The organism is Nitrospinota bacterium (assembly GCA_016208975.1).
Lineage (GTDB): Bacteria > Nitrospinota_A > UBA7883 > UBA7883 > JACRLM01 > JACQXA01.
In genome coordinates, this window is record JACQXA010000004.1 from 480,103 (window position 1) to 492,500 (window position 12,398).

Here is a 12,398-nt window from a genome sequence, read left to right on the forward strand (position 1 = left end):
GCAATCCCGCGGGATATCCATAGCCCTTCTGGTGGTTAGCGACAGGGCTTCCACGGGCGTAAGGCCAGACCAGGTTGAACCGGCCATGCGGGCGTTCCTGGAAAAACAGGGGGAGAGCCTGGCCCATTGCGCCGTGGTTCCAGACGAAAAGGGCCCAATCGCCGAAACTGTGGCCCGATGGGCCGATTCCGGCGATTACGACCTGATACTCACCGCGGGGGGCACGGGCCTGTCACCAAGGGACGTCACCCCCGAAGCCGTAAAGCCTCTGCTCGAACGGGATATACCGGGAATACCCGAGATCATGCGGGCCGAGTCTTTCAAGATAACCCCCAACGCGCCCCTGTCCCGCGGTTACGCCGGTTGCCGGGGCCGGGCCATGATAATAAACCTGCCAGGAAGCCCCAAGGCCGCCGTGGAGAACCTGTCGTTCGTCTGGAAGGCGGTGGCGCACGGTGTGGTAAAACTAAAAGGCGACATGGGCGATTGCGCCCCGGCGTAAAATAACCGGGTGTGTTGTAGGAAATGATACATATCCATAACGTCACGAAAATGTACGGCAAGACCGTGGCGGTCAAGGAGTTGACCCTTCATGTCCGGGCCGGTGAGGTGTTCGGGTTTCTAGGCCCAAACGGAGCGGGTAAAACCACATCCCTCAAGATGCTCGCGGGGCTCCTCACTCCCACGGAAGGCTCCATGGCCATAGCCGGGTTCGACACGCAGACGCAAGCGCTGGAGTCCAAGCGGGTCATCGGCTTTGTTCCGGACAAACCGTTCATTTATGAAAAGCTCACGGGCAGGGAGTTTCTGGAGTTCGTCCGCGAGATCTTCAGAATGGGGCAGGACAAGGCGGCCCTCGAAAAACAAGACGGGCTCATAGAGATGTTCGGCCTGTCCGGCTGGCTGGACGAGCTGGTGGAAAGCTATTCCCATGGCATGAGACAGAAGCTGGTGATAACCTCCGCCCTCATGCACAACCCCAAGGCGCTCATCATAGACGAGCCGATGGTGGGGCTGGACGCGCGGGGCATGCGGCAGGTAAAAGAGCTTTTCCGGCAGGTGGCGCGGGACGGGTGCACGGTTCTCCTTTCCACCCACACCATGGCCACCGCCCAGGAGATATGCGACAGGATAGGCATACTCAACAAGGGAAAGCTTGTGGCCGTGGGGGACATAAACGAGCTTCGCGCCATGTCCGGCGAGACTGATGACGACCTGGAATCCATATTCCTCGCCCTCACCGAAAAGGAGCTTAAAAACAGCCATGGCGCTTAACCTGCGGAGTACCCTTATTGCCGCGCCGGTTCTTATAACCCTTGCAATATTGGCGGCGCCCGCGGCTTACTCCGCCGCGGTGGAGAACTACGACATCCAGGGGGAGAAGGTGCGGATCAGAAAGACTTACAAAGACGGCGACACCATAAGGTTCTGCCTGACGCGGGCCAATTCGGTCAAGAATGTAAAATGGATAAAGCTTCTCAATAAGGATGGGCATGGGGTGGCGTTGCTTGAGATAAACGGAAAATCCGATGCGCCGGTATGCGCCACAGTGAGCCGCGAAGCCCTGCCCGGAGGGTTCCGGTACGAAATGTGGAAACGCCGCCTGCTGTTTTTCGACACTTACTTAAACGGCGTGGATGTGACCTACCCCGGGCTTGCCCCCCTGGCCCGGCTGGATGTCCACTGGTTGGGAGAAAACTGACGCGCGCGACTGCCTGTCTCAGTCCATCCCCACGGGGCCGCCCATCAAATCCCCCTCCAAACTGCCCCAATACCTGTGACCATGAACTGAAAGAATAACCCGCTCCACGGCGAAGCATCCGTCGGCACCCGGAGGATAGTTTTTAACAACGGAATCTATAAACGGCGAATGTTGCGACTGCGGCAGATTCTGGATATATGGAGCCCCGGCATTGGCGGCCAGCCATATTGGAAAATAGCCGCTATTTATCCTGACGGTTTCTTTGCGCATCTCCACTGCTGGCCTGCCATAGCCCGCTTCGGTTACTATCTCCAACGCCTCGTTTCTGGAAAGCGGTCTATACGGGTATCGAAAAGCCATAAAATGACCGGCGAAGGGGCCACTGGCCATGTTGTCCATGACATCCCTTAGCGCCTGGCAGTCCCCCTCTCCCGCCATTTCCATATAAACCTGCCCATCCTGCCGGGCAAGCCGGATAAGCCTGTGGAAGAGCCTTGTCATGTTGGGACACCGCTCTGCGGCCATGTGGCTCATCACCACATCGAAAGGCGCGCCGGGCAACTGGCTGGGCAGGGCGCAAGGGTCGCCGGTCAAGAACGTCACATTGCCCCGGGCGGGAAACCTTTTATCGGCCATAGCTTCCCGAAACGGGGCCTCGCCGAAATCCACCGCCAACACATGGCCATCTGGCGCCAGCTCCGCCAACCGGGCGGTTAAATCCCGCCCTCCAAACGACACCTGCAAAATGCTGTACGCAGGCGCCACGTTAACCTTTTCAAAGAACAGGGAGGGCCAATCGTTCTGCGCTCCCTGCGCCCTGCGGTATTTGGGACCGGACCAGACGTCCTTGGGATTTGCGCGCATCTTCACCCGGCTTTCCTGCTGAACGCCTGGTACGCCGCAACCGAAGCTACCACCAACAATCCGCCCACCAGCGATGAGGCGCTGGGCGACTCCCCCAGCATGCCCACACCGTAAACAAAAGCGAACACCGGTATGAGCAGTTTGAACGCCGCCGCGTCCGCCGAGCCAACCCGTATCATCCCCTCGTTGAACAGCAGGGATGGAACACCTGTGCAAATAACGCCGAAAAATACGGCCACCGCCGCATGGCCTGCGGTTAAAGAAGCAAAGCGCCCAGTACAAACCAGGACCCCGATGGAAACCACGGCGGCTATCCAGAAAGACATGCGGGTTACAGCCACGCCGCCCGCCTGGGCCAGCGGTTTTTCTATGGCTATGGTCATCAGCGCGATAAGCGCCGCCGCCATTAAAAGATAGGCCACTCCCAGCGCCTGACCGCCCAAAGCGCCCCGTTCAACGCTTACCCAGACAACTCCGGCGAAGCCCGCGCACAGCGCCACAAGTTGGGGAGCCGTGAATTTCTTGCGCCCCAGCGCCCAGGCCAGCGCCGCCACCATCAGGGCGTTGGATATCACAATGACCGCCGCCAGGGATGGTGTGATAACCCGTGAGCCTTCCATCACCATAAAACAGGTGGCCGCCGACCCCACTCCGTTGAATACGATGGGCCATATGTGCGGGCGCATCCCGGAGCCAGCGAATTTGCCCGGCGTCAACGATAGGAGTATGGCGCTCACCACCATCCCCTGGGCCACCAGCATGTCCATTCCGTACGACGCGTCCACCGCCCGGGCCAAGGGATAACCCGAGGCGAACATTGCGCTGGCCGCCACGAGAAAAACATAAGCCATCGCCCGGCTTCCCTCGCCGTTTGCGGGCTCAACCTCGCCGGGCCGCTCCATATCCCGCCCCGCAAGGCCGGAAGGAACAGCATCATCCATAGTGGCGGGTTCCATGTCGAGTTTTAATTCCATGCTTGTTATACTAACTCAAAACCGGCCAGCTTTCCTTAAGTGGGAGCCGGTGGAGAGGCCAAAATTTAGAAGCGGAGGAGAATAGGCATGCCTGAACCCAAGTCGCCCCAACACGCCCCTTATGTAATGGACATTGAGCCTGGAACATATATCTGGTGCGGATGTGGTCTCTCAAAAAACCAGCCTTTCTGCGACAACGCCCACAAAGGCACAGCATACGAGGGAACGCAACACGCCGCCGTTCTTTTCGAGATTGAAGAGGGCAGGACCGTAGCCCTGTGCGGATGCAAACACACCCACAAGCAACCCTTCTGCGACGGGACCCACGCCCTGCCGAAAGAATAACATCAGGTGGCCAAAAAAGGATGGGGGGCCGCCGCCCGGGTTTTATAGCTCCACCGTCCCCCGCGCCTTGCGGCTGGAGCGACAAGATAAATTTCTATGGCGCGTGGACTGCCTTAAACCCTGGGCGACGGCCACCTCATCCTAAAAAAAGGGAGCGGAACCGGATGGCTCAGATGGTCAAGCCGCTCATGTACACCATCATATAAGTAAGGCTCAATAAGCCCATCACCCAATCCCTGTGTTCCAAGGTCATGTTCCGCTCCTTCCCCGTCATCTATTTCGCCCGGCGTTCTAGTTGGCCAAGGCAACGGTTAAAATAACCATGTAGGCCGAAGCAAGCGTCAACATGGCGCCCACGGCGAACACCACAAACTTACTGTCTTCAACACCCTGTATGTTTTCCATTTCCTTTTCCCTATCCAAATCCTGTTTATCATCTTCGGCGACTTTCACCGATACGCTTACATAAAAGCAACGGCTGTGCCAAATCTTGCTACACATTAACAATCTAAATGTTGAGTGATTATCCATGGATCAATGGAGGTTGGTTGTGTGCAGTTTGCAAGGCCTTACGTCTGTTATCAGGACAAGGAAATGTCCTAAAGGAGGCGGACAATAGTCCGAACAAGAAGGAAAAGGGAAAAGTTACTGCCGGTTGCGGTAGTAGATGGCTTTCAGCCCTTGCAGGGTGAGGTGTTCTTCCACCGCTTCTATAGTCTCGGAGGCGGAGGCAACAAGCAAGGCCTCGCCACCGGTGGCTATTACCTTGGGTTCCGGGGTCAGCAATGGTTTCATCTTCTTAACGATACCGTCCACCAGGCTGGCGTAACCATAATATGAACCCGACTGCATGGAATGGATAGTATTGCGCCCTATGACGGAAGGGGGCTTGGCGAATTCCACTTCCGGCAGTTTGGCGGCGTTATGGTAAAGGGCGTTTAAGGAGAGCCGCATGCCGGGGACGATGGCTCCGCCAAGGTATTCGGATTTGGCAGACACCGCGTCTATGGTGATGGCCGTGCCGAAATCCACAATTATAAGCGGTGGCTGATACTTCAGCAGGGCCCCGGCGGCGTTGGCTATCCTGTCGGCCCCCACCTCCCTGGGGTTGTCTATGTTAATGGAGACGCCGGTTTTTATCCCCGGCCCGATGATGAGCGGGTCCAGCCGGAAAGTTTTTTCGCAGAACCCTGTGATAATGGGGAGTATCTGGGGTACCACACAGGATATCACCGCCCGGGAAACCTTGGAGATGCCCAGCCCGTTGATGGCGAATAGCTGGGTGACCACCACCGAAAGCTCGTCCTCGGTTCGGCGAAGCTTGGTTTCCAGCCGCCAATGGGCCAGCAATTCGTCGCCGTCATACAACCCCAGCACGATGTTGGTGTTGCCTACGTCCACCACCAGCAACTGCCCGTCCGCCATATCCCGCTACCCCGCGCTTCTTATGGTGTGATGGAGGCTCGTCTCTCCGGAAATAACGGTGACCACTCCACCCTCATCCTGCTCCAAAAGCAACGCGCCAGCGCCGTCCACATCCAGCGCCATGCCGCTGAGTTTTCGTTCCCCTTCCAGCACGGTAACGCGGCGGCCCAGCAACATGGAGAGAGAGCGGTAGCTAGCCAGCATCCGCTCCGGGCCTGTTCGGGTCACTTCGTTTAAAAGAGGCTCCAGCCTGTTTATGAACCCGGCCAGTAACGCCTCCCTGGAAGCGGGTTGGCCGGTCTCTATCTTTATGGACGTGGCTGTCTCCCGCAAATCTTCCGGGAACATCCATTCCTCAGTGTTCACGTTCACGCCCAGGCCAATCACCGCCCAAGGCTCCTGGCCCCGGATTTTGCGCTCGGCAAGAATACCGCCCGCTTTGCGCCCGTTCAAATAAAGGTCGTTCGGGTATTTTAATGTGGCCGGGGCGCCGCAAACGTCCCGTACGACCTCGGCCAGCGCTACTCCCGCCGAAAGAGTCACCAGCCCCGGAGAAATGACCGCCGAGGGCAAAGGCCAGGCCAGGCTTGCGGCTATATTCACACCGGCTGGGCTGACCCAGGATTTCCCAGACCGGCCCCGGCCGTCTGTCTGGCGCTCGGCGAACACCAGCATGGCCCCAACATTCCGCTCCACTAGCATGGCCGCAAGGCGGGTGTTGGTGGAATCCACGCTATCAAGACGCGCAACGCTCCGGCCCATCAGGGTTGTGGTCAATAAACCCTCATAGCGATGAGTATCGAACATGATCCTTCGCCAGCTTCTTTTACTTTTTTGGGATGATGTGGTAGGTTTCTACAAATTTGGGATCGGCCCAATTACGGTCCCGGTTAGGGAGCCTGTGTTTGAATGGGCTGTTCTGGTTATAGTGGCACGAGGCGCACGTCCCCTGTCCAGATTGGTCGAACGGTTTCCTCAAACCAGCCTGTTTAAGCTTGCGGTCGCGGCGCTCCAGATCTTTTTTCTCGTGGATCTCAAGGTATTTTTCGGCGGAACCGTGACAGTCCTCACATCCCACGCCTTTCCATTCATCCTTGTCGGCGCGCTCAGAAGAATAGCCTCCTTCTTCCCAACCCATCACGTGACACCGCATGCAGGATTTGTCTTTCCGGTAGTCTTCGGCGGGTTTTAAGCCAGCCTCCTTTTTCTTGTCCGCCCGCGTTTTTGGCGCCAGCAGGTCGAACGTTTTGGCGTGGATGGTTTTTTTCCAGGAATCGTAAATCTCTTTGTGACACTTTTGACAGGACTTGTTCCCTGTATAGCCGAAGGCGGCCATGGCCGGCCCGGTCCACGCTAGAAGGAGCGTCACAACAGTAAACGCCAAGAGAGCCAAGCCCCTCTTTTCCTGCGAAATCATTACGCAAAATCCCCCGAAGTTAAAGTTTACCCCTTTAAAATTCGCTATTTGATGCATTGAAATGATAACACGATTCACATGGCCCAAGACCTTGCGAATAAAAATTGTAATAGATAGCGCCATGCCATAGAATCGTTCTATGGAATGGCGGTAACCCGGGGCAAGTATGCCAAAACAAGATCAGTCGCACATCAAGAAAATCCGCACCACCGACCTGCGGGTGGGTATGTATGTTACCCAAACCGACAGCCCATGGTTATCCACGCCGGTCATGATCGGCGGATTCGAAATAAACTCCGAAAAAGACATCAAGAAACTGCTGGATTACGAGATCCAGACGGTTTCCATCGATGTCTCCAAGGGTCTGGACATAGGGCAGGAATTACCCTTACATTTCCCGGAAGTGCGGGTAATAACCCCGGATGACACTTTCGAGGTGGAAATAACGGAGTTTAAGGTTGGCCGGGAGATGCCTGTGGACATATACCACACAACATCCGACGGGCATTTCGCTCTGGAGTTGAAACGGGGGCTTTCATACACCGAGGAGGTGGAGGAGCTTTTTCAGGGGCGGGGCATCTCCCAGGTGCGTGTTCCGCAAGACCAGCGACGGGCTTACGATCTATATAAAAGGACACTGGAAGGGGAAACGGCAAGCCAGAAAGACAAAGGGTTTTCCGACAGGTACCTGGATCCGAAAAAAGTCGTTATCCATTACAACTTCATGGACAATTACCATGCCATAAGCCCGCATGCGCTGATAGATGGAACAAAGCCACCCTTCTCGGTTTTTGTCCGGGCAAAGGAGGATGTGACGCTGGCTCACAACGCCGGAGACACAATTGGAGCGGGTACGCTGGAAGAATGGGCCCACAAAGACCTCAACCTGCTTATTCTTAAAAAGGAAATGCCCCCCTACCAGGCTTACCTGATGGAGCATACGAAAAACTCCAAGAACCACGCGGCCAGGGTTACTTTCGTGCGGGAAAACTCAAAAATGATCGTGGAAGGGCTGGCCCACAACCCGCGCTCCGAGCAACTGATGAAGGAAACCAAGGAGTCCATCACGGACCTTACTGATCTGGTCATAGAAAATCCCACAACTTTCTACGGCCTGATGAAGATAAATAACTACGACTACTACACCTTCACCCACTCGGTGAACGTGGCGACCCTCTCGCTGGCGCTGGCCATGGCCGCTGGTGTGCATGAAAAACAGGATTTGGCGGACTTGGGGCTGGGCTCAATTTTGCACGACCTCGGCAAAAGCCGGGTGGACCAGAAACTTATCAACAAGCCCGGCAAACTGACGGACGATGAATACAAGGCGGTATCAAACCACGTCACCCTCGGCTACGAGATGCTCAAGAACCACAAGTCGGTGCCGGAACGGGCGCTTATACCTCTCCTCCAGCACCACGAGAAACTCACCGGCAAGGGTTATCCAAACAAACTGGCTGGTGATGATATCCATTATTTTGGCCGGATAGCCGCGATAATAGACATCTATGACGCACTGACCACAGAACGGGCCTATAAAAAAGCATTCCGCCCATTTGACGCGCTTGCCCTTTTGACCAAAAGCGAGGGTGATTTCGACATGGCCCTGATCACCACATTCATAAAGCTCATCCACCGTCAGGAGACATAGGCCGCTCACCCCCATGCGCAATAAGCTGGTTTACCTGGACAACGCGGCCACAAGTCACCCCAAACCCGCCACTGTGATAAATGCGGTAGGCAAGGCTATCGCCGGAATCGCCGGGAGCCCTGGCCGGGGCGGGCATAAAGGCTCGCTGGCGGCGGCGCGCATGATGTTTTCAGCGCGGGAGACCATAGCTGAATTTTTCGGACTCTCATGCCCGGAGCGGATCGTTTTTACCCGTAACGCCACCGAGGGGCTTAACATCGCCATAAAAGGGCTTATCCATGCCGGGCATAAGGTGGCCATATCCAGACTGGAGCACAACTCTGTGATCCGGCCCATTATGGCGAGGAAAAATGTTGGGGTGGATGTGGATTATGCCCCCTGTGACAATAATGGATTACCGGACATTGTAAATCTTCCAGACGTGGATTACCTTGTGACCACTTCGGCCAGTAATGTGACCGGAGCAGTTATAAACACGCAAGCGTTGGCTTCCGCTTGTCGCAAAAAAAATATAAAACTTATCCTGGATGCGGCCCAGTCCGCAGGCTCCATCCCGCTCAACGCCAAAGATGTGGATGTTTTGGTATGTTCAGGCCATAAAGGGCTTTTAGGCCCTCAAGGCATAGGATTCGTTTATTTCGCCCCTGGCATGGAGCCGGACTGTTTCCTGGAAGGTGGCACTGGATCGGATTCCGAAAGCGAAAGAATGCCGGATATCTGGCCGGACAAGTTTGAGGCGGGCACTCCAAATGTGCCTGGTGTGGCTGGGTTAAAAGCGGGGATCGAATATATAAAACGAATGCCGGTGGCAAAAATCCGCCAGAAGGAGTTGGCCACCCTTAAGCTACTCATCAGCAATTTAAAGGATATGGAGGGGGTGACAGTATATGGCCCCGGGAAGCTGTCTTCCAGGGCGGGACTGGTCTCTTTCAACGTGGCTGGCATTGATCCATCCATCATCGCAGATGAGCTGGATAGCCAGGGGGTGGCCGTCCGGGCTGGATTGCATTGTGCGCCGGAAGCTCACAAGTTTATAGGCTCTTTCCCTCAAGGATCCGTCCGGGTAAGCCCCGGCCCTTTTACCGCGTTGAAAGACATAAACATTTTTATTGAGGCGATGCGGCGAATCCTCAAAAAGAAAAGATGAGCGGAATTATTTACGCCGTTTTCACGACCACTCATGAAACCATGCGGGCGGAAAAATTCTTAAAACAGGCTGGCATTAAATTCCGTACGGCGATAAAACCCAGAAGCCTCGGGGGAAGCTGCCAAATGGCCTTAAGTTTCGCGCCGGATTCATTAAACCGGATAATCTCACTGGCCACCGCCAACGGGCTTGGTCTTGTGGGTTTCTTTATTGAGAAAAATGGGGGGTGGGAAAAACTATCTACCGCCAATCCTGCGCAATCCTAACGCCGTTCATTTCCCTTCAGCCAAAACGCGGCAACAGCTACACCGATGGCCATGGCCGCCGTGGCTGGCCCGTCATTTACCAGATTGCGGGTTTGGTGCGCCACCATTAAATAGATGATTGGGGAGGTCAAACCCAGCCAGGTCAACAATTTCACGCTGGTTTTTTGCGACTTCCAGTCGTTGGCTAAAACAATCTCTAAAGCCATCCCCAGCGCAGAGCCCAACAAAAGCCCGCAGAGCCCGCTCAACAAATGTTCGCCCGGCCTTTCTGCGACAGTCATCAGCACGGAACCGTTTTTAAAAAATCTTGTAGCCGATGTAACCGCCAGCGCCAGGGTTATGGCCGCTTGAAAAACAAGCCCCTTGTTCAAACTGTCTCCTTTTTAACGCTAAAGCCGGTAGCCCGGAAGTAGGATTATATACCTTTAGTTTTTATACAACGTTTACTGCATACAAATCTTGACTTTACTTGATATGAAGCCAATACTCATTCCAAACGGGTAATGGCGGTATTTGGCGGTTATGTGATTTAAACCAGAGCCGTTCCTACCCAAAACTAAACTTCTTGGGGGGATATCATGTTTAACAAACGTTCCATCGGCATTACAGCTCTGCTTTTTGTATTTACCATATTTTCCGCGAACGCGGGCGAGTTTGGAGATTTGAAGAAAAAGGTGAACGACGCCAGGGAAGCCTTCGTAACGTTACTTAAGAACAAGGACAAGAGGGGAGCCGACCAGCAAAAGCTTGTCAAAGACACGGCGGATGCGGTCAGCGCGGCTCTTGCCAAGATGAAATCCCCCGCGGGCAAAGACGCGCAGTTCAAGGAGCTTTCGGACACCTGGGCCGCTTTCAAAAAGACCCGCGAGGATGAACTGGTGCCGATGGTGCTGGCCGGCAAGCAGGAAGACGCGGAAAAACTGGCCGGCGGGATCCAGAAAGAGAGACTTGGCAAAGTAAACGCCCTTTGCGACGAGCTGGACAAGTAGCCTAGAGTTGCTATTGGCGTGAACAAAAAAGCCCCGATCTCATTTCTGAAATCGGGGCTTTATATTTTTAATCCCGGCGGCGTTTATTGCCGTCATTTCACCGGCGTCGAGTCGGCGAAAAAGACGTTGTGGGCGGGATGCCCGCACTCCCAGGGGGAAGATAGCGCCAACACATCACCGAGCGAAAAAAGTCAAAAGTAAAGACCTGACCCCTTTCTTGTGACTGTTTATTGTCATTTTGCTTGTTCGACTTTAAGCACTAAATCAGACTTAACGTATCCAAACTTCGCTAATAGCATGTAGCAAATTTTTACGATTGACGTTGCGCTTTCATTAGTACCTACATAATAGCCCGATTCGCCAATGGGTTCAGGACTAAAGACATCAGCTTTTTCCTTGCTAAAATATTTTCGTTTACGTCCGACAAGTTCCGTGCATTTATGGAAATCACTTTTTTGCATCTCATAAATTTTCTTGCTCGTTAACAATAAAAGTTGGTTATAATTCTTTGGACGGAAACTTTGCCCGAATAATTCAATCTCAATAATTTTTTTATGCGCGTAATTAGATTCTCGATTAATATGAGAAATAGGAATTTCCATATGTTGTTTTTCAGGGCGTTTTGGTAAATTTGTACTGGGAACATCTTTTTGCGAGATTATTTCCGCCTTTGGTTCAGGCGCTTTAACTTCGTCGCTAATACTTGAATATTCTTTTATTGCCTCCTTCGCCTCTTCACGATCAATTTCAAATCCCTTTTCACTGCAGATATCTATCAATGCCTGTACCCAGCTTTTATCGGGATCATCCTCTGCGATTCGTTTGGCGATAGGAACAGAATCATCAACAGTTTTTTGCTTTTTGGTTAATTTAAGATAATTCTCTGCATATTCCCGCGCCTTTCCTGATGTTATTGCTTGCCTTGATAGAAAAGATAATATTGTGAGTTCAACATCTTCAATGCCATCCTTGCAAATATTCATAGTCCTAAAACATTTCTCACTAAACTCACCTCCAGTCTGGGAAAAGTAAAATCTCCACTCTTCCCCGTCTGTTATTATTGAAAAGGGTGCGGTATTGTTTCTGTTGTAATCCCTTAGTTGGCGCTCAGTTTCTTGTAACTTTGCCCTAATAGAACCAAGCGACTTTACTTCAATGAATGCGGTTGGTTCATTTGAATTGGCAAATATGGCTATATCTACTTTTGTTTTGTCCTCATTTCGATTTGCGCTAAATTCTAAGTAAACTTCCGCCGGATCGAAAATATCCCACCCTGCTTTTTGCAATAACCGTAGAACAATTCCTATGCGAACATGTTCCTCGTTCTTATATGCCATTCTCTGACGTTTGGCAATAATGTCATCAATCATGGTTCTCATTGTTTATCTCATGCAGTACATTAAGATTCGATGCGAATTTACTGTTTTGTTAAGCCTCTGTTTTTTTGTAGCACATTGGACTGCGCCCCGTCAACTGGAGTGTTAATCGGCCAGTTTTAGTGTGACCTGTCCCAGCTCCTGTTTCCTGTCCTCGTCCCGCAATATAGCCTCAAACTCCTCCGGCGGCAAGTATCCTATGCCGGAATGCACCCGTTTCCTGTTGTACACCGTCTCGATGA

Annotated in this window: 16 protein-coding genes (1 of these 16 running past the window's edge); 8 read left to right on the plus strand and 8 right to left on the minus strand. The window is 53.3% G+C overall.

What is annotated here, in order from left to right:
* Nucleotides 1–13: 13 nt before the first annotated feature.
* The 3 genes from HY751_05880 to HY751_05890 are packed head-to-tail and all read left to right on the plus strand — an operon-like array spanning nt 14 to nt 1,702.
* Nucleotides 14–502 (plus strand): MogA/MoaB family molybdenum cofactor biosynthesis protein, encoded by a 489-nt coding sequence (locus tag HY751_05880; protein ID MBI4665927.1) that lies wholly within the window; start codon nt 14–16, stop codon nt 500–502.
* A gap of 23 nt (nt 503–525) precedes the next feature.
* Nucleotides 526–1,275, plus strand: coding sequence for an ABC transporter ATP-binding protein (locus HY751_05885; protein ID MBI4665928.1), 750 nt, complete (start codon nt 526–528; stop codon nt 1,273–1,275).
* Nucleotides 1,265–1,702 (plus strand): hypothetical protein, encoded by a 438-nt coding sequence (locus HY751_05890; protein MBI4665929.1) that lies wholly within the window; start codon nt 1,265–1,267, stop codon nt 1,700–1,702. The genes HY751_05885 and HY751_05890 overlap by 11 nt, the downstream gene beginning before the upstream one ends.
* Before the next feature lie 18 nt (nt 1,703–1,720).
* On the opposite strand, the gene HY751_05895 is transcribed toward HY751_05890, so the two are convergent.
* Both HY751_05895 and HY751_05900 read right to left on the minus strand, forming a co-directional pair.
* Nucleotides 1,721–2,566: a methyltransferase domain-containing protein gene (locus HY751_05895; protein MBI4665930.1), complete on the minus strand. Its 846-nt coding sequence runs from the start codon at nt 2,564–2,566 to the stop codon at nt 1,721–1,723.
* A 2-nt stretch (nt 2,567–2,568) separates the two neighbouring features.
* On the minus strand, nt 2,569–3,540 hold the full coding sequence (locus HY751_05900; GenBank protein ID MBI4665931.1) for a DMT family transporter: 972 nt from the start codon (nt 3,538–3,540) through the stop codon (nt 2,569–2,571).
* An 87-nt stretch (nt 3,541–3,627) separates the two neighbouring features.
* Here HY751_05900 and HY751_05905 point away from each other — a divergent pair, with 87 nt between their 5' ends.
* The gene (locus tag HY751_05905; GenBank protein ID MBI4665932.1) at nt 3,628–3,885 is read left to right on the plus strand and encodes a CDGSH iron-sulfur domain-containing protein; all 258 of its coding nucleotides are present in this window, start codon (nt 3,628–3,630) and stop codon (nt 3,883–3,885) included.
* A gap of 645 nt (nt 3,886–4,530) precedes the next feature.
* Here HY751_05905 and HY751_05910 read toward each other — a convergent pair.
* Genes HY751_05910 through HY751_05920 form a run of 3 tightly spaced genes read right to left on the minus strand, consistent with a single transcriptional unit; the run spans nt 4,531 to nt 6,679 of the window.
* Entirely contained in the window at nt 4,531–5,310 is a 780-nt protein-coding gene (locus HY751_05910; GenBank protein MBI4665933.1) for a type III pantothenate kinase, read from the minus strand.
* A 6-nt stretch (nt 5,311–5,316) separates the two neighbouring features.
* On the minus strand, nt 5,317–6,117 hold the full coding sequence (locus HY751_05915) for a biotin--[acetyl-CoA-carboxylase] ligase (GenBank protein MBI4665934.1): 801 nt from the start codon (nt 6,115–6,117) through the stop codon (nt 5,317–5,319).
* Nucleotides 6,118–6,136: 19 nt separating this feature from the next.
* A complete protein-coding gene (locus tag HY751_05920) occupies nt 6,137–6,679 on the minus strand; it encodes a cytochrome c family protein (GenBank protein MBI4665935.1) in 543 nt (180 codons plus the stop codon).
* 214 nt (nt 6,680–6,893) lie between these two features.
* Here HY751_05920 and HY751_05925 point away from each other — a divergent pair, with 214 nt between their 5' ends.
* Genes HY751_05925 through HY751_05935 form a run of 3 tightly spaced genes read left to right on the plus strand, consistent with a single transcriptional unit; the run spans nt 6,894 to nt 9,791 of the window.
* Nucleotides 6,894–8,378, plus strand: coding sequence for a DUF3391 domain-containing protein (locus tag HY751_05925; protein MBI4665936.1), 1,485 nt, complete (start codon nt 6,894–6,896; stop codon nt 8,376–8,378).
* Between the two features lie 13 nt (nt 8,379–8,391).
* Entirely contained in the window at nt 8,392–9,525 is a 1,134-nt protein-coding gene (locus tag HY751_05930; protein MBI4665937.1) for an aminotransferase class V-fold PLP-dependent enzyme, read from the plus strand.
* Nucleotides 9,522–9,791: a DUF3343 domain-containing protein gene (locus tag HY751_05935; GenBank protein MBI4665938.1), complete on the plus strand. Its 270-nt coding sequence runs from the start codon at nt 9,522–9,524 to the stop codon at nt 9,789–9,791. The genes HY751_05930 and HY751_05935 overlap by 4 nt, the downstream gene beginning before the upstream one ends.
* On the opposite strand, the gene HY751_05940 is transcribed toward HY751_05935, so the two are convergent.
* Nucleotides 9,788–10,162, minus strand: coding sequence for a hypothetical protein (locus tag HY751_05940; protein MBI4665939.1), 375 nt, complete (start codon nt 10,160–10,162; stop codon nt 9,788–9,790). The genes HY751_05935 and HY751_05940 overlap by 4 nt on opposite strands.
* A gap of 207 nt (nt 10,163–10,369) precedes the next feature.
* Between HY751_05940 and HY751_05945 the strand changes: the two genes are divergently transcribed.
* A complete protein-coding gene (locus HY751_05945) occupies nt 10,370–10,780 on the plus strand; it encodes a hypothetical protein (GenBank protein MBI4665940.1) in 411 nt (136 codons plus the stop codon).
* A gap of 233 nt (nt 10,781–11,013) precedes the next feature.
* Here the strand turns inward: HY751_05945 and HY751_05950 are convergent, their stop codons facing one another.
* Both HY751_05950 and HY751_05955 read right to left on the minus strand, forming a co-directional pair.
* Nucleotides 11,014–12,150: a type I restriction enzyme HsdR N-terminal domain-containing protein gene (locus HY751_05950; GenBank protein ID MBI4665941.1), complete on the minus strand. Its 1,137-nt coding sequence runs from the start codon at nt 12,148–12,150 to the stop codon at nt 11,014–11,016.
* Nucleotides 12,151–12,261: 111 nt separating this feature from the next.
* Nucleotides 12,262–12,398: the final stretch of a transposase gene (locus HY751_05955; protein MBI4665942.1), read on the minus strand. It continues 289 nt past the right edge of the window; the window shows 137 of its 426 coding nt (coding positions 290–426); its start codon lies off the right edge, out of view; the stop codon is at nt 12,262–12,264.

What these genes read in the sequence shown, in the direction of transcription:
- HY751_05885 (MBI4665928.1), top strand. Translation starts at nt 526, where the DNA reads ATGATACATATCCATAACGTCACGAAAATGTACGGCAAGACCGTGGCG.
- HY751_05890 (MBI4665929.1), top strand. Translation starts at nt 1,265, where the DNA reads ATGGCGCTTAACCTGCGGAGTACCCTTATTGCCGCGCCGGTTCTTATA.
- HY751_05895 (MBI4665930.1), bottom strand. Translation starts at nt 2,566, where the DNA reads ATGCGCGCAAATCCCAAGGACGTCTGGTCCGGTCCCAAATACCGCAGG.
- HY751_05900 (MBI4665931.1), bottom strand. Translation starts at nt 3,540, where the DNA reads ATGGAATTAAAACTCGACATGGAACCCGCCACTATGGATGATGCTGTT.
- HY751_05905 (MBI4665932.1), top strand. Translation starts at nt 3,628, where the DNA reads ATGCCTGAACCCAAGTCGCCCCAACACGCCCCTTATGTAATGGACATT.
- HY751_05910 (MBI4665933.1), bottom strand. Translation starts at nt 5,310, where the DNA reads ATGGCGGACGGGCAGTTGCTGGTGGTGGACGTAGGCAACACCAACATC.
- HY751_05915 (MBI4665934.1), bottom strand. Translation starts at nt 6,117, where the DNA reads ATGTTCGATACTCATCGCTATGAGGGTTTATTGACCACAACCCTGATG.
- HY751_05925 (MBI4665936.1), top strand. Translation starts at nt 6,894, where the DNA reads ATGCCAAAACAAGATCAGTCGCACATCAAGAAAATCCGCACCACCGAC.
- HY751_05930 (MBI4665937.1), top strand. Translation starts at nt 8,392, where the DNA reads ATGCGCAATAAGCTGGTTTACCTGGACAACGCGGCCACAAGTCACCCC.
- HY751_05935 (MBI4665938.1), top strand. Translation starts at nt 9,522, where the DNA reads ATGAGCGGAATTATTTACGCCGTTTTCACGACCACTCATGAAACCATG.
- HY751_05945 (MBI4665940.1), top strand. Translation starts at nt 10,370, where the DNA reads ATGTTTAACAAACGTTCCATCGGCATTACAGCTCTGCTTTTTGTATTT.
- HY751_05950 (MBI4665941.1), bottom strand. Translation starts at nt 12,150, where the DNA reads ATGATTGATGACATTATTGCCAAACGTCAGAGAATGGCATATAAGAAC.